This window comes from Microbacterium sp. RU33B (genome assembly GCF_900155915.1).
Lineage (GTDB): Bacteria > Actinomycetota > Actinomycetes > Actinomycetales > Microbacteriaceae > Microbacterium.
The window spans coordinates 1,184,291-1,203,159 of sequence record NZ_FTPO01000001.1; the positions used below are offsets into that span (position 1 = coordinate 1,184,291).

Consider the following 18,869-nt stretch of genomic DNA (forward strand, 5'->3'; position numbering starts at 1 on the left):
GGATGCGTCCGAGTTCGACGTACCGCCTGCAGATCCGGTCGTCGTTCGACCTGAACGCCGCCGCCGACGTCACCGGCTACCTTCGCGACCTCGGGGTCGGGTGGGCCTACCTCTCGCCGCTGCTGGAGGCGACGGAAGGCTCCGACCACGGCTACGACGTCGTCGACCCGACGCGGATCGACCCCGCCCGAGGCGGTCCGGAAGGGCTCGCCGCCTTCGCTGCGGCCGCTCATGCGGCGGGGCTCGGCATCCTGGTCGACACCGTGCCGAACCACATGGGCATCTCCCTGCCGGCGCAGAACCGCCTGTGGTGGGACGTGCTCACCCACGGCAGCGCGTCCCGCTATGCCGAGGCGTTCGACATCGACTGGGCGCACGGCGGCGGGCGCGTCCGCGTCCCGATCCTCGGCGCGGAGCTCGACGAGGTGATCGGCGACTTCGCGGTGGATGCCGAGGCGGGCGTCGTGCGGTACTTCGACCATGAGCTGCCGCTCGCTCCCGGATCGCTGGACGGCGATCCCGACATCCGCGCTCTGCTCGACCGTCAGAACTGGGAGCCGATCTTCTGGCGGCGCGAGGCCGACGATCTCACGCATCGGCGGTTCTTCGCGGTGTCGACGCTCGCCGGAGTGCGCGTCGAGGTGCCGTGGGTGTTCGACGAGACGCACGCCGAGATCCTCCGCTGGATCGAGTCGGGACTCATCGACGGCCTGCGCATCGACCACCCCGACGGGCTCCTCGATCCCGGTGCGTACCTCGATCGACTCGCCGACGCCGTCGGCGACCGCTACGTGCTCGTCGAGAAGATCCTCGAGCACAGCGCGACCGACCACGCCGAGCCCCTGCCCTCGTGGTGGAGGACCGACGGCACGACGGGGTACGACGCGATGGCGGAGATCGACCGCATCCTGATCGATCCCGCAGGGGAGGCGCCGCTGGACGCACTCGATGCTTCGCTGCGCGCCGACACCGGGCTCGCTCCCGCGCAGTCCTGGCCCGACCTCATCCACGACACGAAGCGCATGATCGCCGACACGATCCAGGGCTCCGAGGTGGCGCGGCTGGTCCGCACCCTGCCGTCCGGCGTACGCGAGGCGGTTCCGACGGCGTCCGACGCCCTCGCCGAACTGCTCGCGTGCTTCCCGACGTACCGCTCGTACCTTCCGGCGGGTCGCGAATGGCTCGACGACGCGGCCGCCGAGGCATCCGTCCGGCGTCCCGACCTGGCCGAGGCGATCGCGATCCTCGTGCCCGTCCTCGCCGATCCGCAGCGCGAGGTCGCACAGCGCTTCCAGCAGACGACCGGCCCGGTGATGGCCAAGGGCGTCGAGGACACCGCGTTCTATCGCGCGACCCGGCTCGGCACGCTCACCGAGGTGGGCGGCGATCCGAGCGTCTTCTCGCTGTCGGTCGACGGCTTCCATCGCGCGCAAGAGCGCCGACAGGCCGCGTGGCCGCACGCGATGACCTCGCTGTCCACGCACGACACGAAGCGCGGCGAAGACGTCCGCGCTCGGCTCTCGGTCCTGGCTGAGGTCCCCGGCCGGTGGAGCGAGGTGCTCGGCGAGCTCCGTGCGATCGCGTCGACCGGTCACGGACCGTTCGACTCCCTTCTGTGGCAGGCGATCATCGGCTCCTGGCCGGCGAGCCCGGAGCGCCTCCACGCGTACGCGGAGAAGGCCGCGCGCGAAGCGGCGGAGGCCACCGGCTGGTGGGATCCGGATGCCGCGTTCGAGGAGCGCATGCACGCGGTGGTGGATGCCGCGCACGGCGCCGCGCGCCCGATCGTCGAGTCGTTCGTCGCGGAGATCTCCGCCGCGGGATGGTCGAACTCGCTGTCGGCGAAGCTGCTGCAGATCGCAGGTCCCGGCGTCCCCGACGTCTATCAGGGCTCCGAGCTCTGGGAGACCTCCCTCGTCGATCCCGACAACCGCCGAGCGGTCGACTTCGGCGTCCGGCGGCGGCTCCTGGCCGACCTCGACGCCGGATCGCTTCCACCCGTCGACGCAGAGGGCGCTGCGAAACTCCTCGTGACCTCCCGCGCGCTGCGACTCCGCCGCGACCGACCGGAGCTGTTCACGAGGTACACGCCACTCACGACCACCGGATCCGCGGCGGCGCACGCCGTGGCGTTCGATCGCGGAGGAGCGGTCGCGATCGCGACGCGACTTCCCGTCGCGCTCGCGCGGCACGGCTGGGGCGACACCGAGGTGCTCGTGCGGAGCGGCTCGTGGACGGATGCGGTCACCGGCCGGCGCTTCGCGGGCGGGCGGATCCCGCTCGCCGAACTGCTGGACACCTACCCCGCCGCACTGCTGGTCGAGGAGGAGGACGCATGATCGGGGTCTGGGCACCACGGGCCGCGAAGATCGCCCTGCGGCGGCCGGGTCACGACGATCTGCCCCTCACGGCGGGCGCCGGCGGGCACTGGTCCGCCGACATCGACCTGGCCGCCGGCGAGGAGTACGGGTTCGTGATCGGCGATGCCGACGTCGCGCGCCCCGATCCCCGCTCGCGCCGCCAGCCGTCGGGCGTGCACGGCCTGTCGGCGGCATTCGACGCCTCGGCGTTCGCGTGGACCGATTCGCTGTGGACCGGACGCCAGCTCGCCGGCGGCCTGATCTACGAGCTGCACATCGGCACCTTCTCGCCCGAGGGCACCCTCGACGGCGCGATCGCTCGCCTCGATCACCTCGTGGCCCTCGGCGTCACGCACGTCGAGCTGCTGCCCGTGAACGGGTTCAACGGAGAGTGGAACTGGGGCTACGACGGCGTGCTGTGGTACACCGTCCACGAGGCGTACGGAGGGCCTGCGGCCTACCAGCGGTTCGTCGACGCCGCGCACGGGCGTGGCCTCGCCGTCATCCAGGACGTCGTGCACAACCACCTCGGGCCGAGCGGCAACTACCTGCCCGAGTTCGGTCCGTACCTGCGGGATGCCGAGAGGAACACCTGGGGATCGTCGATCGATCTCGATCAGGCGGAGGTGCGTCGCTACATCGTCGACAACGCCGTGATGTGGCTCGAGGAGTACCACGTCGACGGTCTGCGGCTCGATGCCGTGCATGCGCTGCGCGACGAGTCGTCGCTGCACATCCTGCGCGAACTGGCCGAGACGGTCGACGCACTGTCGGCCCACGTCGGGCGCCCGCTCACCCTCATCGCCGAGTCCGACCTCAACGACCCGCGGCTCATCCTGCCGCGGGAGGCCGCCGGATACGGCCTCGCCGCCCAGTGGAGCGATGACTGGCACCACTGCGTCCACGTCGCCCTCACCGGCGAGACCGAAGGCTACTACGCCGACTTCGCCGACCCGGGGGCGCTTCCCAAGACCTGGACGGGCGGCTTCTTCCACGACGGCACGCTGTCGACGTTCCGCGGCCGCGAGCACGGATTCCCCGTGCCCGCGGAGGTGCCGACCTGGCGCCTCGTCACGTTCGCCCAGGATCACGACCAGATCGGCAATCGCGCCGCAGGAGACCGTCTCTCGCAGAGTCTCAGCCCCCGCCGTCTCGCGGTGGCCGCTGTGCTGACCCTGACCGCACCGGGAACCCCGATGCTGTTCCAGGGCGAGGAATGGGGCGCCTCGACGCCGTGGCAGTTCTTCACGTCGCATCCGGAGCCCGAGCTCGGAGAAGCGACCGCGAAGGGCCGTCTCGCCGAGTTCGTGAAGATGGGATGGGACGAGTCCGTCGTCCCCGATCCGCAGGATCCGGAGACGTTCCGGCGGTCGCACCTGGACTGGAGCGAGCTGCTCGAGGAGCCGCACGCCGACCTCCTCGCGCTCTATCGGCGCCTCGCACGTCTGCGCCGCACCCATCCCGAGCTCACCGACCCCGCCGCGGCGACGCTGGCGGGGGTCTGTCTGACACCGGATGCCGCGCCCGGCGCGCGCGCGTTCCGCCTCGCGCGGGGCCGCCTCGACGTCCTCGTGAACCTCACCGGCGACCCGGTCGAGTTCGCGGACGTCGCCGAGGTGCTGCTGTCCACCGACACGTCGGAGCCCACCGGCGGGACGCTCGTGCTGGCCGCGGAGACGGCGGCCGTCGTCGTGCGCTCCTAAGCGACGCCGAGCCAGGAACGATCGGTCAGAACGATCGGACCGTCGTCGGTGATGGCGACGGTGTGCTCGGCGTGCGCACCGCGTGATCCGTCGACGCTGCGCAGCGTCCACCCGTCGGGATCGGTGACCAGTCGATCCGTCGTGCCCAGGAACCAGGGCTCGAGTGCGATCACGAGGCCGGCCCGCAGCGGGAAGCCGCGGTTCGGCTTGCCGTCGTTGGGGACGTGCGGGTCGCCGTGCATGACGCGGCCGACGCCGTGACCGCCGAAGTCCGTGTTGATCGAATAGCCCTCGCTCCGCGCCACCTCGGCGATCGCGTGGGAGATGTCGCCGATGCGGTTTCCCACGGTGGCGGCGGCGATCGCGGCATCCAGGGCTCGCTCCGCGGTGTCGATGAGCCAGAGGTCCTCATCGCGCGGTGTGCCGACGACGAACGACACCGCCGAGTCGGCCACCCAGCCGTCGATCGAGACGGCGAAGTCGAGCGACACGAGGTCGCCGTCCTTGACGGCGTAGTCATGGGGGAGTCCGTGCAGCACGGCATCGTTCACCGAGGTGCAGATGACCTTCCCGAAGGGGCTCGCGCCGAACGAGGGGTGGTAGTCGATGTAGCACGACTCGGCTCCGGCGCGGCGGATCATCTCGTGCGCCCGCCGGTCGATCGCGAGGAGGTTCGTGCCCACCTTCGTCTCGTCGCGCAGCGTCGCCAGGGTCTCGGCGACGAACCGGCCCGCGGGGCGCATGGCCTCGATCTCGGCGGGAGTGCGCAGTTCGATCATGGACTTCCTCTCGTCGTCTCCATTCTGCCGGATACTTCCGTGCGGACTGTGAGGATGCCGCGTCCTGCGCCGAAGGGAGTGCCGCGTCGACGCCACCGGCGTAGCATCGAGGGATGACGCTGCGACGCGGGTTCTTCCGATGGCTTCTTCCGGCCGCGTTCCTCCTGCCCCTGTGGCTGTTCGTGGGCTGGATCATCTTCGGCCAGAGCCCGTGGGGATTCCTCTGGGTGCTCGTCTCGGTGCCGATAGTCTTCGTCGGTCAGCTCATCCTTTCGCTCCTCGTGCGTGCCCGCGGGACCGTGCGGGCCACCCGCGCGGTGTCGTGGTGGGATGTCGCCGGGTTCACGAGCTGGCACCTGCTGATCATCGCGCTCGGCACCTTCAACGCCGACTGGTGGTGGCCGGTCTTCGCCGCCACCGTGGTGGTGGGGATCGCCCTGCTGTGGCTCGAGCTCTGGCAGCTCTGGCGCGAGGCGCGACCGTCCAACTTCGTGCTGCGCACGACCGACGGTGTCGCGTACATCCCGCCCACCGCCCAGAGCACTCCGGATGCGGTGACCCCCGAGGTCATCGTGGTCACGGAGAAGGATCGGCCCTTCGCCTCCTGACGTTTTGGCCGGGTCGCGCATCCGTGGCAGAATGGACAGCTGTGCCCTGACAAGGCTCTGCCTCAGGGGAGCTCGTCGATCGGCGTCCTGCCGTCGGCCTCGGGCACAGCATCCATTCCCTTCATATTCGCGGTCGACCTGTGGCGGCCGCAGAGAGACACGATCATGCAGATCCTCGACGCTGTCGATGCGGCTTCGCTCCGCTCCGACATCCCCGCCTTCGCCCCCGGCGACAACGTGAAGGTGCACGTCAACATCACGGAGGGCAACCGCTCCCGTATCCAGGTCTTCCAGGGCATCGTCATCGGCCGCTCGGGCGACGGCGTGCGCGAGACCTTCACGGTCCGCAAGATCAGCTTCCAGGTCGGCGTCGAGCGCACCTTCCCGGTGCACAGCCCGGTCATCGACCACATCGAGGTCGTGACCCGCGGTGACGTCCGTCGCGCGAAGCTCTACTACCTCCGTGCCCTCCGCGGCAAGAAGGCCAAGATCAAGGAGAAGCGCGACCACTCCTGATCGCGCAGTTCTCCGAACGACGCCCCGCCGGCTCCGCCGCGGGGCGTCGTTCTTTTCCGTGCCGCGATTCCGCCGTGAAACAGAGCGCCGACAGCGCGGCCCGCCGCAGGAATGTGCGACCCTTGATCTACCGGCCGACCGATTCGCGGCGAGCCTGACGAAAGTGCATGATGACGACCGAGCAGACCGCGCCCGCCGACCCGGCGCCCACGGGCGGATCGCTCACACCGGCCACCCCCGTCGAGGCACCTCCTGTCGCTCCTCGGCGCCGCAACCGCACGCTGCTCTTCCTCCGCGACGTCGTCGTGATCGTCCTCGTCGCCGTCCTCGTCTCCCTCGTCATCAAGACGTTCTTCGTGCGCTCGTTCTACATCCCGTCGGCGTCGATGGAGGACACGCTCGTGGTGAACGACCGCATCCTCGTCGACGAGATCACGCCGCGTTTCGGCGACTACAGCCGCGGCGACATCGTCGTGTTCCGAGACCCGGGCGGATGGCTCCCCCCGACGATCGCCGAGCCGCGCCCGCCGATCGTCGAGGCGTGGGATTGGGTGCTGTCGCTCGTCGGCCTCGCCGCACCCGACAGCGAAGACCATCTCATCAAGCGCATCATCGGCCTCCCCGGTGACCACGTCGTATGCTGCGATGCGATCGGGCAGGTCGAGGTCAACGGCGTGCCGATCGACGAGTCGCCCTACGTCAAGCTCCAGCCCGGCAAGCCGGCGCCCGAGGTCAAGGAGTACGACGTCACCGTCCCCGAGGGATCCCTGTGGGTGCTCGGCGACAATCGCGACCGCTCGCAGGACTCCCGGTTCCACCCCGACCAACCCGGGAAGGGCTTCGTGCCGATCGACAATGTGGTCGGGCGCGCCTTCCTCATCACCTGGCCGATGTCGCATCTGGGCACGCTCGACTTCCACCACGAGGTCTTCTCCGGAGTCCCCGACCCCGTCGGCACCCCCGCTCCATGACGGTCGCCGAGCCTCGTCTGACGCTCGAGAGGAGGCTCCTGCGGGAGCATCCGATCCTGATCGCATGCGACGAGGTGGGCAGAGGCGCGCTCGCTGGCCCGGTCGCCGTCGGCGCGGTCGTCGTCGATGCTCCGCGTGCGCGCAAGCGCGTCCCTCAGGGCCTCCGCGACTCGAAGCTCGTCCCCGAGATGCGACGGGCCGAGGTCGCCGCCCGCGCGGCCTCCTGGGTCTCGGGCAGCTCGGTGGGGTGGGCGAGCGCGGCGGAGATCGACGAGATCGGCATCATGCGCGCGCTCGGTCTGGCGACGATCCGCGCGCTGGGCGAGCTGCGGATGCAGGGCTTCGTCCCCGAGGAGGGCATCGTCATCCTCGACGGGAACTACGACTACATCACAGCGGCGGGTGCGCGCGATCTGCAGGTGAGGCCGGTCATCAAGGCCGATCGCGACTGCGCGAGCGCCGCCGCGGCATCCGTCATCGCGAAGGTCGCGCGGGATGCGCACATGACGGCGCTCCACGACGAGCTTCCGGCCTACAACTGGGCCCGGAACAAGGGCTACGCGAGCCCCGATCACCGTGAGGCGATCCGTACGCACGGCATCAGCGCCCACCACCGCGCGTCGTGGTCGATCGCCGACGCGCCGACGCTGTTCTGAGCAGGAGCCGCTCAGGTGTCGAGCGACAGCTCCTCGGGCAGGTGGAAGTCGCGGCGCTGCAGCTCCTCCACGTTGACGTCCTTGAACGTGAGGACGCGCACCGACTTCACGAATCGGTCCGCGCGGTAGATGTCCCAGACCCACACATCGGTCATCGAGATCTCGAAGTAGAAGTCGTGCTCCGTGTCGCGGCGCACGACGTTCACCTCGTTGGCGAGGTAGAACCGGCGCTCGGTCTCGATCACGTACTGGAACTGCGATACGACGTCGCGGTACTCCTTGTAGAGCGCCAGCTCCAGCTCGCGGTCGTAGTCCTCGAAGACGTCGTCATCCATGGTGAGTCCATTCTAGGCGTGCCGCAGAGGCTCCTCCCCAAGCGGCGATCGTGAGGCGGAGTGCACCGTGCGCGCCGGACCGGGTCGCGCCGCGATCCGGGGGTCCGAACATGTCTGAATGGCCGACAAAGACACGCTCGGACGCGCGGGAGAAGACCGTGCGGCTCGTCATCTGCAGCGACTCGGATACCGGGTGCTCGATCGCAACTGGCGCACGCGCACGGGTGAGATAGACCTCGTGGTCGCCGCCGGCGACGTCGTGGTCGTCGTCGAGGTGAAGACACGCCGGAGCGACGGCTTCGGCGACCCGTTCGAAGCCGTCGACGCCCGCAAGCAGGCCCGGCTCTGGCGTCTCGCGATGGAGTGGATCGCGGCGCATCCCGATCACGTGCAGGGCAGGCGTCTGCGCATCGACGCGATCGGCATCGTCGGAGCGGATCCCGCCACCGGTCGCCTCGAGCACTGGGAGGACGTCGCGTGACCGTCGCCCGGACGTGGTCGGTCGCGCTGTCGGGAGTGGCCGGACGCCTCGTCGAGATCGAAGCCGATCTGACGAACCAGCTGCCCGATTTCAAGATCATCGGCCTGCCCGACAAAGCCCTCGGCGAGGCATCCCAGCGGGTGCGCAACGCCTGCGCCAACAGTGGCCTGCCCTTTCCGCGCCGGCGCCTCACCGTGAACCTGTCACCCGCGAGTCTGCCCAAGCACGGGTCGGGATTCGATGTGGCGATCGCCGTCGCGGCCCTCGCGACCGAAGTGCCGATGGATGCCGCTTCGGTCGCATCGTCGGTGCATCTGGGCGAGCTCGGGCTCGACGGGAGGCTGCGGCCGGTGCCCGGCGTGCTCCCCGCCGTCGTCGCGGCTGCGGCTGCGGGAGTCCGGCGGGTCGTCGTGCCGCAGGCCAACCGTGCGGAGGCGGAGCTCGTGTCCGGGGTCGAGGTGTTCGGAGCCGTCGATCTGGCAGACGTGGCGCGGTGGCACGGAGCCGCGATCGAGACCGCGGATCGCGACCCGGTCGTCGCGCCGGACGCCCCTGCCCTCGTCGATGACGCGCTCGATCTCGTCGATGTCATCGGACAGCGCGAAGCCGTGGATGCCCTGATCGTGGCCGCCGCGGGCGGCCATCACCTGCTCATGTGCGGGCCTCCCGGAGCAGGCAAGACCATGCTCGCGCGCCGCCTGCCGGGGATCCTCCCCGAGCTCGACGACCGAGCAGCCCTCTCCGTGGCGTCGATCCGCTCGCTGTCGGGTGAGAGCGTGACCTCCCTCACGCGCGTGCCCCCTTTCGAGGCGCCGCACCACAGCGCCAGCATCGCCGCCCTGGTCGGCGGCGGATCACGCGCGATCCGCCCCGGCGCCATCGCCCGAGCCACCGAGGGTGTGCTCTTCCTCGATGAGGCAGGTGAGTTCGCCGCGTCGGCTCTCGATGCCCTGCGTCAGCCCCTCGAGAGCGGCACGATAGAGATCCACCGCGCGGGAGCGACGGCCGCCTACCCGGCGAGGTTCCAGCTCGTGCTCGCGACGAACCCGTGTCCGTGCGGCGACTACGCGGTCGCGGGGGGATCGTGCACGTGTCCGCCCGCGGCGATCCGGCGATACCTCGCGAAGCTCTCCGGACCGCTGCTCGACCGGATCGACATCGAGCTGTCCCTCGCGCGCGTCTCGGTCGCCCAGCATGCGAACTCGCCGGGCCGAGGCACCTCGTCTGCCGACGCGAAGGCACAGGTGGCCGACGCACGGTCGCGTTCGGCCGCGCGCCTGCGCGACACCCCCTGGCACCGCAACGCCGATGTGCCCGGCACCTGGCTGCGCCAGGGTCCGCTCAGTCCTCCGCCGGTCGTCCGCCGGCCGCTGGATGCCGCGCTCGCCCGCGGCGCCATCACTCTTCGCGGCTACGACCGCGTCCTGCGGGTCGCATGGTCGGTCGCAGATCTCGAGGGATCCGCGCAGCTCACCGTGGGACACATCGGCCGGGCACTGTTCTTGAAGAAGGGAATCACCGCATGAGCGGGTTCGATCTGTCTCCGCGGGCCGCACGCCGCGCGCTGTCCGCCGTCTCCGACACGGTCGATGTGGCGGACGCGGTCGTCGCCGAACGCTACGCGCGCGTCGTGTGGAACTCCCTCGCCGAGCCGGGCGACGGCGTCGCAGGACGTGTCATCGCCGAACTCGGTGCGACCGCGGCTCTGCGGCTCCTGATGGACGGCGATCTGACGTCGACGTCGGTGACGTCGGAGCGCGAGCTGACAGACGGTCGGAAGCGATGGATGCCGCGCCTCAGCGCCGCGCCGATCGCGCACGCACTCGAGATCGCCTCAGTGCGCCGCGTGCGACTCCTCGTCCCCGGCGACGTCGAGTGGCCCGCGCAGGTCGACGATCTCGGTGAGAACGCGCCCCTTGCCCTGTGGGCACGCGGCGACGCCTCGCTCCCGGCGCGTGCGGGCGCGTCGGTCGCGATCGTGGGAGCCCGCGCGGCGACGTCGTACGGCGAGCACGTGGCGATGGAGCTGTCTGCCGACCTCGCCGCGAGCGGAGTCCCGATCGTCTCCGGCGCCGCGTACGGCATCGACGGCGCAGCGCACCGCGCCGCCCTCGCCGTCGGGGGTGCGACGATCGCGTTGCTCGCCGGGGGAGTGGACCGCCCCTATCCCGCCGGTCACTCATCGCTCATCGACAGGATCGCCACCGCGGGAGCGGTCGTGAGCGAGGTCCCCTGCGGAGCGAGCCCCACGAAGTGGCGGTTTCTCGCGCGGAACCGGCTGATCGCGGCCGTCAGCGCCGCGACCGTTGTGGTCGAGGCGGGTTGGCGGAGCGGGTCGCTGAACACCGCGGGGCACGCCGCAGCGCTCGGACGCTCCATCGGTGCCGTTCCCGGTCCGGTCACGAGCGGGGCGTCGGCGGGATGTCACCGTCTGCTGCGGGAGTTCGGCGCCCAGTGCATCACGTCGGCCGCTGACGTGCGGGAGCTGCTCGGTTTCGTCGAGCATCCGGCCGCTCCGCCGCCCGACGGACGCCCACCGACCGATGAGCGGATGCGCGTGCGCGATGCCCTCAGCGGCCGGTCGTGGCGCGACGTCGACGATCTGGCAGCGCGCAGCGGCATGTCACCTTCCGATGTCGAGATGCACCTCGGTCTCCTGCTCATCGAGGGGCGGGTGGAGCGGGAAGGTCGGAGATGGCGTCACCTCGCCGAGCGCTGATCGCAGGCGAGCGGCCCGGATGTCGGTGGGCGCGGAGCGCCGCAGCACGCGGGCGCCGAGGCGCGGCATCCTGGGAGTATGCGCCTGGAGGAAGCCGTCGAGTTATACGCGACGCACCTGCGCGACGTGCGGCGGCTGTCGCCTGCCACCGTACGGGCGTATCGATCCGATCTCGCCGACCTCGCGGCATGCGTCTCTCCTCCTGCAGCCGACGAGATCGACCTGACCGGCATCGATCTCGAGCACCTCCGAGAGTGGACCTGGCGGGCGACGCAGCGGGGCGATGCCCGTTCGACGATCGCACGACGCACCGCCGCCGTCCGCGGGTTCTTCGCGTGGGCGCTCGACGAAGGACTCGTCGACGCAGATCCCAGTGCGCGCCTGGTCGCCCCCAAGCGCGGGCGCTCGCTCCCGAGGGTCGCCACGGCCGAGGCGCTCTCTCGCGCGTTCGACGAACTCGCCGCCGCCGGAGGTGCCGGCGATCCCCTCGCTCTGCGCGATCTCGCGGTCCTCGAGCTCCTCTACGGCTCCGGCATGCGCGTCTCGGAGCTCTGCGGCCTCGATCTCGACGACCTCGACCGCGAACGCCGGACGGCGCGCGTCCTCGGCAAGGGGGCCAAGGAGCGCGTGGTGCCGTACGGGGCCCCCGCAGGCCGTGCCCTGGATGCGTATCTCGTGCGCGGGCGACCGGTGCTGCGCTCTCGGGCGGATGCCGCGCGGGCGGACGCGTCGCAACCCTCGCGCGAGCAGGGTGCGGGCGAAATGGCGATCATCGACCAGGTCCGCGCCGTGTTCCTCGGAGCGCGCGGACGCCGGCTCGGCGCCCGCACCGTGTACGACCTGGTCGCCCGCACCCTCGGGCCGATCGTCGGAGGCGCGGTCGGCCCCCACGCGCTGCGCCATTCGGCTGCCACCCATCTGCTCGACGGCGGAGCCGATCTGCGCACGGTCCAGGAGATCCTCGGCCACGCGAGTCTCGGCACCACGCAGATCTACACGCACGTCTCGAGCGAGCGCCTCGCCGCGAGCTACCGGCTCGCTCACCCTCGCGCCTAGCCGACCGCCCCGCAGCACGGGAGGAGCACGGCGCGGGGGACGCCGCCCAGGAGCAGGAGCGGGTTGATGTACTCGCCGTCGCGCCGCACACCGAAGTGCAGCTCGCCTGGTCGGGAATGGCCGCCCACGGTGATCGTGGCGACGACATCGCCGCGCTCGACGGGATCGCCGGGCCCGAGCTCGCTCGTCACCGGCTCGAGGGTCGTCACGAGACCGTCGCCGTGATCGATGGTCAGGATGCCGCGTCCCGCAACCTGACCGGAGAAGGCGACGACGCCCGAGGCCGGAGTCATCACCGTGGCAGCTCCCACGGGCGACAGATCGATTCCGCGGTGGCCCGTGCCGTAGGGATGCGCGGGCTGCACGTAGTGCTCGGTGATGCGGAACCCGTCGAGCGGCCACCGCCAGTCGCGCTGACCCGCTTCGATGCCCTGCGCATCCGGTTTCGGAGGCACGGCACCCGTTGCCGCGCCTGGAAGCCCGACCACGAGCACGGCGATCGACAGGAGCGCCGTGGGCGAGCGCCACCGGCTGACGGGGGCGCGGCGAGGTGACGGCATCCGCCCACTCTCGCGTCCCACGTGTCAACCCGGTCGACCGTGCCCGACGACGTGGACCCTTCCCGCGCCAGGACGGCATGGGGAGGAGGCGCGGCTGATACACTGGTGGCGCACCTCGCTTGTCGGGGTGACTCCGCGTGCCCATTGCGCGGTGGTGATCTCCGGATCGCCCCGCGTGGCATCCCACACCCAACGGTCCCCGTGACACCTGTCCCGGGGTGGGCGTGTGCCGGGCACCAGGCTCGCCGGCCATATCGGTCAGGCGCGAACAACCGCAGGGCGCGCACGCGCCAGAACAGGAGAACGGCCATGGCCGTCGTCACCATCCGCCAGCTGCTCGACAGCGGCGTCCACTTCGGACACCGCACCCAGCGCTGGAACCCGAAGATGAAGCGCTTCATCCTCACGGAGCGCTCGGGCAACCACATCATCGACCTGCAGCAGTCGCTGGTCTACATCGACCAGGCGTACGAGTTCGTCAAGGAGACCGTCGCCCACGGTGGCACGATCCTCTTCGTCGGAACGAAGAAGCAGGCTCAGGAGATCCTCGCCGAGCAGGCGACCCGCGTGGGCCAGCCCTACGTCAACCAGCGGTGGCTGGGTGGACTCCTCACCAACTTCCAGACGATCTCCAAGCGCCTCGCGCGCATGAAGGAGCTCGAGGAGCTCGACTACGAGGTCCCCGCGAACTCCGGCTTCACCAAGAAGGAGCTCCTCCTCAAGAAGCGCGAGCTCGACAAGCTCCACAAGTCGCTCGGCGGAATCCGCAACATGACCAAGACGCCCTCGGCGATCTGGGTCGTGGACGCGAAGCGCGAGCACCTCGCGGTCAACGAGGCGACCAAGCTCGGCATCCCCGTGATCGGCATCCTCGACACGAACGCCGACCCGGATGAGTTCCAGTACCCGATCCCCGGCAACGACGACGCGATCCGCTCGGTGGGCCTGCTCACTCGCATCATCGCCGACGCCGCGGCCGAGGGTCTCATCCAGCGCCACAACCCGACCGACGAGACGGCTGAGGCCGCCGAGCCGCTCGCGGACTGGGAGCGCGAACTGCTCGAGACGCCCGTCGTGACCGACGTCGCCGAGGTCGAGACGATCGCGACCGAGTCCGACGCCGATCGCGCGGGTGCTGCAGCCCGTGAGGTCGCGCCCGCGACTGCCGAGGCCGAGGCCGCGGACGACGCCGCCGAGGCCGTCGAGTCGCCGGTCGAGGACGAGGCCGCCGACAAGGACGCGGCCGACGAGGCCGAGGCCGTCAAGGAAGCCGCGGAGTAACTCTCCGCCCATCGACACCGTCCCGGTCGGATCGCGCGCTCGCACGCCGCGTTCCGGCCGGGACATCCACGACTACCCACCACAATCTAGGAGCCGCCACATCATGGCAAACTTCACGATCGCCGACATCAAGACCCTTCGCGATCAGCTCGGCACCGGCATGGTCGACACCAAGAAGGCACTCGAGGAGGCCGACGGCGACCTCGAGAAGGCCGTCGAGATCCTGCGCCTCAAGGGTGCCAAGGGCAACGCCAAGCGCGCCGACCGTTCGACGAGCGAGGGCCTGGTCACCGCGAAGGAGCACGACGGTCAGGTCACGATCCTCGAGCTGAACACCGAGACCGACTTCGTCGCGAAGAACGATCGCTTCATCGCGCTGGCCGACAAGGTCCTCGAGGCGGCATCCGCCGTCTCCGCCGACTCGGTCGAGGCGGCTCTCGCAGCCCCCGCCGGTTCGCAGACCGTCGCGGAGCTCATCTCCGACGAGGCCGCCATCATCGGCGAGAAGGTCGAGCTGCGTCGCGTGCGCACGCTCTCGGGCGACTCGTTCGAGGTCTACCTGCACCGCACCAGCAAGGACCTGCCTCCGCAGGTCGGCGTCGTGCTGGCGTACACGGGCGACGACGCGGAGACGGCTCGCAGCATCGCGCAGCACATCTCCTTCGCGAACCCGACGTACCTTTCGCGCGACGAGGTCCCCGAGGCCGACGTCGACAAGGAGCGCGAGATCGTCACGGAGATCTCGCGCAACGAGGGCAAGCCCGAGGCGGCGCTCCCGAAGATCGTCGAGGGACGCGTCAACGCGTTCTTCAAGCAGGTCTCGCTGCTCGACCAGGACTACGCGAAGGACAACAAGCAGTCCGTCGCGCAGATCGCGAAGGATGCCGGTCTCACGCTGACCGACTTCGCGCGTTACAAGGTCGGCGCGTAACACGTCGAGAAGGCCCGCATCGGATTCGATGCGGGCCTTCTTCACGCCCCCGGCCCGGCACGTGACATCCGTGCACCCGCACCCGTGCCCTCGGGCACCAGCTTCGATAGTCTGCAGACGCGACGAGAGGATCCCCTGTGATCGATGAGAACACCGGACGCCGGCGCGTCCTCCTGAAGCTGTCCGGCGAGGCGTTCGGCGCCGGCCAGCTCGGCGTGAACCCCGACGTCGTCAGCCAGATCGCCCAGGAGATCGCCGCGGCGGTCGACCGGGTCGAGATCGCGATCGTCGTCGGCGGCGGCAACTTCTTCCGCGGCGCGGAGCTCAGCCAGCGCGGGATGGACCGCGGCCGCGCGGACTACATGGGCATGCTCGGCACGGTGATGAACGCGCTGGCCCTTCAGGACTTCCTCGAGCAGGCCGGCGCGGCGACGCGGGTGCAGTCGGCCATCGCCATGACCCAGGTCGCCGAGCCCTACATCCCGCGCCGCGCGGAGCGGCACCTCGAGAAGGGCCGCGTCGTGATCTTCGGCGCGGGCGCCGGTCTCCCGTACTTCTCCACCGACACCGTCGCCGCGCAGCGCGCGCTGGAGATCGGTGCCATCGAGGTCCTCGTCGCCAAGAACGGCGTCGACGGCGTCTACACCGCCGACCCCAAGGTCGATCCCTCGGCGACGCGGATCGACCGCCTCACCTACGCCGATGCGCTCCAGCGCGGACTGAAGGTCGTGGACTCCACGGCGTTCAGCCTCTGCATGGACAACAAGATGGACATGCGCGTCTTCGGCATGGAGCCCGCGGGCAATGTCACGAAGGCCCTGCTCGGGGAGCAGATGGGCACTCTCGTCACCGCCTGAGTGGGCACCGGTCGGTCGTGCCCGGCACGACTAGACTGAGAGGCCGGATCTACCGAATGGAGACACTGTGATCGCCGACGTCATGGCAGATGCCGGAACCCGCATGACGCGGGCCGTCGAAGCCGCCAAGGAGGACTTCGCGACCGTGCGCACGGGGCGCGCGAACCCGCAGCTCTTCCAGAAGGTGCTCGTCGACTACTACGGCTCGCCGACGCCGCTCGCGCAGCTCGCGTCGATCAACAGCCCCGAGGCTCGCACCCTGATCGTCACGCCGTACGACAAGTCGGCGCTCAAGTCGATCGAGCAGGCGATCCGCGACATCCCGAACCTGGGCGTCAACCCCACCAACGACGGCAACATCGTGCGCATCACCCTGCCGGAGCTCACGGAGGAGCGTCGCAAGGAGTACGTCAAGCTCGTGCGCGGCAAGGGCGAAGACCACAAGGTGCATCTGCGCGGCATCCGCCGCAAGGCGAAGGACGACCTCGACGCGCTCAAGAGCGACGTGGGGGAGGACGACCTCGTCCGCGCGGAGAAGGAGCTGGATGCGCTCACGCGTTCACACGTCGACGCGATCGACGATGCGCTGAAGCGCAAAGAGGCCGAACTGCTCGAGGTCTGAGACCGCATATGACCGATGCATCCGGAGGAGCGCCGGGCGGCGACATCCCGGTCGATCCGGATGCCCCGTCCCTCGCCCCGAGGCGCGCGAACGCCGATCCCGCACGGCAGGATCCGCTCGCTCACGTCCGCGCCGCGCGGTCGGAGTTCGAGCACCAGGTGGCGCACGCGCGCGCGGAGTTCGAAGAGGCCAACGAGCGCATCAAGCAGCGCACGGGCCGCGACCTGATCCTCGCGATCCTCATCTCGCTGGCGATCGGCGCGATCCTGCTCGCCTCGCTGCTGTTCTTCAAGGAGGCGTTCATCGTCTTCGCCCTGGCAGCGAGCACGCTCGGGGTGGTCGAACTGCACCGCGCGCTGACCGGCGCCGGGCGCCGGGTCGACCTGGTGCCGCAGCTCATCGCCGGGTCGGCGCTCGTGCTGTCGGGCTTCTTCCTGGAGCCGTGGCTGCTGTGGGTCACGATCTTCGTGTCGGTCGCCTTCGTCGCGATCTGGCGGATGATCGGCCAGATGGCCGCGGACGACGGACGCACGTACGGCGATGTCCTCGGCGATGTGCTCGTCGCGGGTCTGGTGCAGCTGTACGTCCCCTTCTTCGCCGCCGTGTGCCTCGTGCTGCTGCGCCAAGAGGGCGGACAATGGTGGGTCCTCGGCTTCATCATCGTCGCCGTCGCGTCCGACACCGGCGCCTACGTGGCGGGTCTGTCGTTCGGCAAGCATCCGATGGCGCCGCGCATCAGCCCGAAGAAGACGTGGGAGGGCTTCGCGGGCGCCGTGGTGGCGGCCGTCGTGGCCGGAATCCTGCTCGCGATGTTCATGCTCGACGTGCCCATCTGGGCCGGCGTGCTGTTCGGGCTGCTGATCCTCACGACCGCGACTCTCGGCGACCTGGGCGAGTCGATGATCAAGCGCGACATCGGCATCAAGGACATGAGCTCCTGGCTGCCCGGACACGGGGGAGTCCTCGATCGCCTGGACTCCATCCTCCCCTCCACGACCGCCGCTCTCGCGCTGTACTACCTGCTCACCCCCCTGGCTGGATGATGACCACCGACACCCCCGCAGAGACCGATTCCGCGCCGCGCCCGGCCGCCTTCCCCCTCACCTCGGGTCGCACGAAGGGCTACGAGCGTCGAGCCGTCGACGCGTTCCTCGAGCACGCCCGGGTGGCGTTCGAGGAGGGCGGACCGATGGCCTCGGTCGACGTCCGTCGCGCCGCGTTCCCGCTCGTGCGCCGCGGCTACGCCATCGCGGCGGTCGACACTGCCCTCGGGCGGATCGAGGATGCGTTCGCCGCGCGTGAGCGACAGCTCGCCGTGCGTGCCGCCGGCGCGCACAGCTGGGTCGGGCAGACGCGCGAGACGGCGCAGGTCGTGCTCGATCGGCTCTCCCGCCCGCGCGGCAAGCGCTTCTCCCGCGTCGGGGCGCTGCGGTACGGCTACCGGATCGATGAGGTCGACCTCGTCGCCGACAAGATCGCCCGCTACCTCGAGACCGGCCAGTCGGTCACGGTGGAGCAGGTGCGCTCGGTGGCGTTCCGGATGCAGCGGGGCGGCTATCGGGAGACGCAGGTCGACGCCGTGCTGGACGCCGTCGTCGAGGTCATGCTCGCCGTCACCTGACTCTCTGCGCGTTCCGTGGCAAGTGAGAGATCGCTCATCCGCGTCGCTCAAATGGCATGCTCAGGAACGGGCGGCTAGACTCGGCTCACTGTGACTTCCGGCAACGAGTTGATTCCCGCAGCATCCTCCCGGGTGCGCCGCCGCGAGACCGCGAACACAGCGACCCCCGATGTCGCCCCTGTCGCGTCGCGTACGGCCGCTTCGGCGACGCCGCGCTGGTCGCGCCGCCGGGGAGTCCTGGGCGTGTTCGCCGCCTTCTGCGCCCTCGGTTTCGTCGCCGCGTACGTCGGCCCGACCGGTGCCGCCCTCGCCGAAGCCGGCGACGACGCGGCCGTCGCGTCGGTGTCGATCTACGGCTCCTCGATCGACGAGGCGCAGTCCTTCGTCGCCGCCTCCGACGAGCCCGATGCGGCCGCCGACACGCTCGACCGCGGCGGCTACACCGTCTACGTGACACCCAAGCCCAAGCCCGTCGTCGTCGCGCCCAAGGCCGCAGCGGCGTCCGCATCGCGTCCGATGTACACCGGCGGCGGATCGAAGACCGAGTGGCTCCTCGCCTCGGGCATCGCCGAGAGCGACTGGGCCTACGTCGACTACATCGTGAGCAAGGAATCCGGCTGGAACCCCAACGCCACGAACAAGAGTTCGGGCGCGTGCGGTCTGGTGCAGGCGCTGCCGTGCAGCAAGGTCCCGGGGAACGGCTACGACCCGGTCGACAACCTGCGCTGGGCGAACGGCTACGCCGTGGGCCGGTACGGAAGCTGGGCCGGAGCGTACGCGTTCTGGACCGCGAAGCACTGGTGGTAGGACGGG

At 70.2% G+C, this 18,869-nt stretch carries 20 protein-coding genes; 17 read left to right on the plus strand and 3 right to left on the minus strand.

Going from position 1 to position 18,869, the window contains the following annotated elements; translation table 11 throughout:
* Positions 1–2: 2 nt before the first annotated feature.
* Positions 3–2,339 carry a malto-oligosyltrehalose synthase gene (treY, locus tag B0B14_RS05805; RefSeq protein ID WP_076680513.1) on the plus strand — a complete coding sequence of 779 codons (2,337 nt, stop codon included), beginning with the start codon at positions 3–5 and terminating at the stop codon, positions 2,337–2,339.
* Positions 2,336–4,063: a malto-oligosyltrehalose trehalohydrolase gene (treZ, locus tag B0B14_RS05810; RefSeq protein ID WP_076680514.1), complete on the plus strand. Its 1,728-nt coding sequence runs from the start codon at positions 2,336–2,338 to the stop codon at positions 4,061–4,063. Before treY ends, treZ begins: the two co-directional genes overlap by 4 nt.
* On the opposite strand, the gene map is transcribed toward treZ, so the two are convergent.
* A complete protein-coding gene (gene map / locus B0B14_RS05815) occupies positions 4,060–4,842 on the minus strand; it encodes a type I methionyl aminopeptidase (RefSeq protein ID WP_076680515.1) in 783 nt (260 codons plus the stop codon). The genes treZ and map overlap by 4 nt on opposite strands.
* Positions 4,843–4,955: 113 nt before the next feature.
* Here map and B0B14_RS05820 point away from each other — a divergent pair, with 113 nt between their 5' ends.
* The 4 genes from B0B14_RS05820 to B0B14_RS05835 all read left to right on the plus strand — a co-directional run bounded on the left by B0B14_RS05820 (position 4,956) and on the right by B0B14_RS05835 (position 7,593).
* Entirely contained in the window at positions 4,956–5,450 is a 495-nt protein-coding gene (locus tag B0B14_RS05820; protein WP_076680516.1) for an MFS transporter permease, read from the plus strand.
* Positions 5,451–5,615: 165 nt separating this feature from the next.
* Positions 5,616–5,966, plus strand: a complete 351-nt coding sequence (gene rplS / locus B0B14_RS05825; protein WP_076680517.1) for a 50S ribosomal protein L19 — start codon at positions 5,616–5,618, stop codon at positions 5,964–5,966.
* Between the two features lie 170 nt (positions 5,967–6,136).
* Positions 6,137–6,937 (plus strand): signal peptidase I, encoded by an 801-nt coding sequence (gene lepB / locus B0B14_RS05830; protein ID WP_076681301.1) that lies wholly within the window; start codon positions 6,137–6,139, stop codon positions 6,935–6,937.
* Complete coding sequence (locus B0B14_RS05835) at positions 6,934–7,593, plus strand: ribonuclease HII (protein ID WP_076680518.1); 660 nt, start codon at positions 6,934–6,936, stop codon at positions 7,591–7,593. The genes lepB and B0B14_RS05835 overlap by 4 nt, the downstream gene beginning before the upstream one ends.
* Positions 7,594–7,604: 11 nt before the next feature.
* On the opposite strand, the gene B0B14_RS05840 is transcribed toward B0B14_RS05835, so the two are convergent.
* Entirely contained in the window at positions 7,605–7,928 is a 324-nt protein-coding gene (locus B0B14_RS05840) for a DUF2469 family protein (protein ID WP_076680519.1), read from the minus strand.
* A 118-nt stretch (positions 7,929–8,046) separates the two neighbouring features.
* Between B0B14_RS05840 and B0B14_RS05845 the strand changes: the two genes are divergently transcribed.
* From B0B14_RS05845 to B0B14_RS05860, 4 genes are all read left to right on the plus strand, one after another.
* Positions 8,047–8,409 (plus strand): YraN family protein, encoded by a 363-nt coding sequence (locus tag B0B14_RS05845; protein ID WP_076680520.1) that lies wholly within the window; start codon positions 8,047–8,049, stop codon positions 8,407–8,409.
* Positions 8,406–9,935, plus strand: coding sequence for a YifB family Mg chelatase-like AAA ATPase (locus B0B14_RS05850; protein WP_076680521.1), 1,530 nt, complete (start codon positions 8,406–8,408; stop codon positions 9,933–9,935). Before B0B14_RS05845 ends, B0B14_RS05850 begins: the two co-directional genes overlap by 4 nt.
* Positions 9,932–11,128, plus strand: a complete 1,197-nt coding sequence (dprA, locus tag B0B14_RS05855; RefSeq protein ID WP_083710361.1) for a DNA-processing protein DprA — start codon at positions 9,932–9,934, stop codon at positions 11,126–11,128. The genes B0B14_RS05850 and dprA overlap by 4 nt, the downstream gene beginning before the upstream one ends.
* Before the next feature lie 78 nt (positions 11,129–11,206).
* A complete protein-coding gene (locus tag B0B14_RS05860; RefSeq protein ID WP_076680522.1) occupies positions 11,207–12,184 on the plus strand; it encodes a tyrosine recombinase XerC in 978 nt (325 codons plus the stop codon).
* Here the strand turns inward: B0B14_RS05860 and B0B14_RS05865 are convergent.
* A complete protein-coding gene (locus B0B14_RS05865) occupies positions 12,181–12,744 on the minus strand; it encodes a murein hydrolase activator EnvC family protein (RefSeq protein WP_076680523.1) in 564 nt (187 codons plus the stop codon). The two genes, B0B14_RS05860 and B0B14_RS05865, sit on opposite strands and share 4 nt — an antisense overlap.
* A gap of 309 nt (positions 12,745–13,053) precedes the next feature.
* Here B0B14_RS05865 and rpsB point away from each other — a divergent pair, with 309 nt between their 5' ends.
* The 7 genes from rpsB to B0B14_RS16750 all read left to right on the plus strand — a co-directional run bounded on the left by rpsB (position 13,054) and on the right by B0B14_RS16750 (position 18,863).
* Complete coding sequence (gene rpsB / locus B0B14_RS05870; RefSeq protein ID WP_076680524.1) at positions 13,054–14,025, plus strand: 30S ribosomal protein S2; 972 nt, start codon at positions 13,054–13,056, stop codon at positions 14,023–14,025.
* Positions 14,026–14,128: 103 nt separating this feature from the next.
* Positions 14,129–14,956, plus strand: a complete 828-nt coding sequence (gene tsf / locus B0B14_RS05875; protein WP_076680525.1) for a translation elongation factor Ts — start codon at positions 14,129–14,131, stop codon at positions 14,954–14,956.
* Between the two features lie 137 nt (positions 14,957–15,093).
* Positions 15,094–15,813 (plus strand): UMP kinase, encoded by a 720-nt coding sequence (gene pyrH / locus B0B14_RS05880; RefSeq protein WP_076680526.1) that lies wholly within the window; start codon positions 15,094–15,096, stop codon positions 15,811–15,813.
* Between the two features lie 67 nt (positions 15,814–15,880).
* Entirely contained in the window at positions 15,881–16,435 is a 555-nt protein-coding gene (frr, locus tag B0B14_RS05885; RefSeq protein ID WP_076680527.1) for a ribosome recycling factor, read from the plus strand.
* Positions 16,436–16,443: 8 nt separating this feature from the next.
* Positions 16,444–17,478 carry a phosphatidate cytidylyltransferase gene (locus B0B14_RS05890; RefSeq protein WP_076680528.1) on the plus strand — a complete coding sequence of 345 codons (1,035 nt, stop codon included), beginning with the start codon at positions 16,444–16,446 and terminating at the stop codon, positions 17,476–17,478.
* A complete protein-coding gene (locus B0B14_RS05895; RefSeq protein WP_256714275.1) occupies positions 17,475–18,056 on the plus strand; it encodes a DivIVA domain-containing protein in 582 nt (193 codons plus the stop codon). The genes B0B14_RS05890 and B0B14_RS05895 overlap by 4 nt, the downstream gene beginning before the upstream one ends.
* Positions 18,057–18,146: 90 nt before the next feature.
* Positions 18,147–18,863 (plus strand): aggregation-promoting factor C-terminal-like domain-containing protein, encoded by a 717-nt coding sequence (locus tag B0B14_RS16750; protein ID WP_256714276.1) that lies wholly within the window; start codon positions 18,147–18,149, stop codon positions 18,861–18,863.
* The last annotated feature ends 6 nt before the right edge of the window (positions 18,864–18,869 follow it).

Excerpts from the sequence above, each read along its gene's own strand:
- tsf (WP_076680525.1), top strand. The coding sequence starts at position 14,129 with ATGGCAAACTTCACGATCGCCGACATCAAGACCCTTCGCGATCAGCTC.
- B0B14_RS05895 (WP_256714275.1), top strand. The coding sequence starts at position 17,475 with ATGATGACCACCGACACCCCCGCAGAGACCGATTCCGCGCCGCGCCCG.
- map (WP_076680515.1), bottom strand. The coding sequence starts at position 4,842 with ATGATCGAACTGCGCACTCCCGCCGAGATCGAGGCCATGCGCCCCGCG.
- B0B14_RS05890 (WP_076680528.1), top strand. The coding sequence starts at position 16,444 with ATGACCGATGCATCCGGAGGAGCGCCGGGCGGCGACATCCCGGTCGAT.
- B0B14_RS05820 (WP_076680516.1), top strand. The coding sequence starts at position 4,956 with ATGACGCTGCGACGCGGGTTCTTCCGATGGCTTCTTCCGGCCGCGTTC.
- lepB (WP_076681301.1), top strand. The coding sequence starts at position 6,137 with ATGACGACCGAGCAGACCGCGCCCGCCGACCCGGCGCCCACGGGCGGA.
- rpsB (WP_076680524.1), top strand. The coding sequence starts at position 13,054 with ATGGCCGTCGTCACCATCCGCCAGCTGCTCGACAGCGGCGTCCACTTC.
- rplS (WP_076680517.1), top strand. The coding sequence starts at position 5,616 with ATGCAGATCCTCGACGCTGTCGATGCGGCTTCGCTCCGCTCCGACATC.
- treZ (WP_076680514.1), top strand. The coding sequence starts at position 2,336 with ATGATCGGGGTCTGGGCACCACGGGCCGCGAAGATCGCCCTGCGGCGG.
- dprA (WP_083710361.1), top strand. The coding sequence starts at position 9,932 with ATGAGCGGGTTCGATCTGTCTCCGCGGGCCGCACGCCGCGCGCTGTCC.
- B0B14_RS05845 (WP_076680520.1), top strand. The coding sequence starts at position 8,047 with ATGGCCGACAAAGACACGCTCGGACGCGCGGGAGAAGACCGTGCGGCT.
- B0B14_RS05860 (WP_076680522.1), top strand. The coding sequence starts at position 11,207 with ATGCGCCTGGAGGAAGCCGTCGAGTTATACGCGACGCACCTGCGCGAC.
- B0B14_RS05835 (WP_076680518.1), top strand. The coding sequence starts at position 6,934 with ATGACGGTCGCCGAGCCTCGTCTGACGCTCGAGAGGAGGCTCCTGCGG.
- B0B14_RS05840 (WP_076680519.1), bottom strand. The coding sequence starts at position 7,928 with ATGGATGACGACGTCTTCGAGGACTACGACCGCGAGCTGGAGCTGGCG.
- treY (WP_076680513.1), top strand. The coding sequence starts at position 3 with ATGCGTCCGAGTTCGACGTACCGCCTGCAGATCCGGTCGTCGTTCGAC.
- B0B14_RS05865 (WP_076680523.1), bottom strand. The coding sequence starts at position 12,744 with ATGCCGTCACCTCGCCGCGCCCCCGTCAGCCGGTGGCGCTCGCCCACG.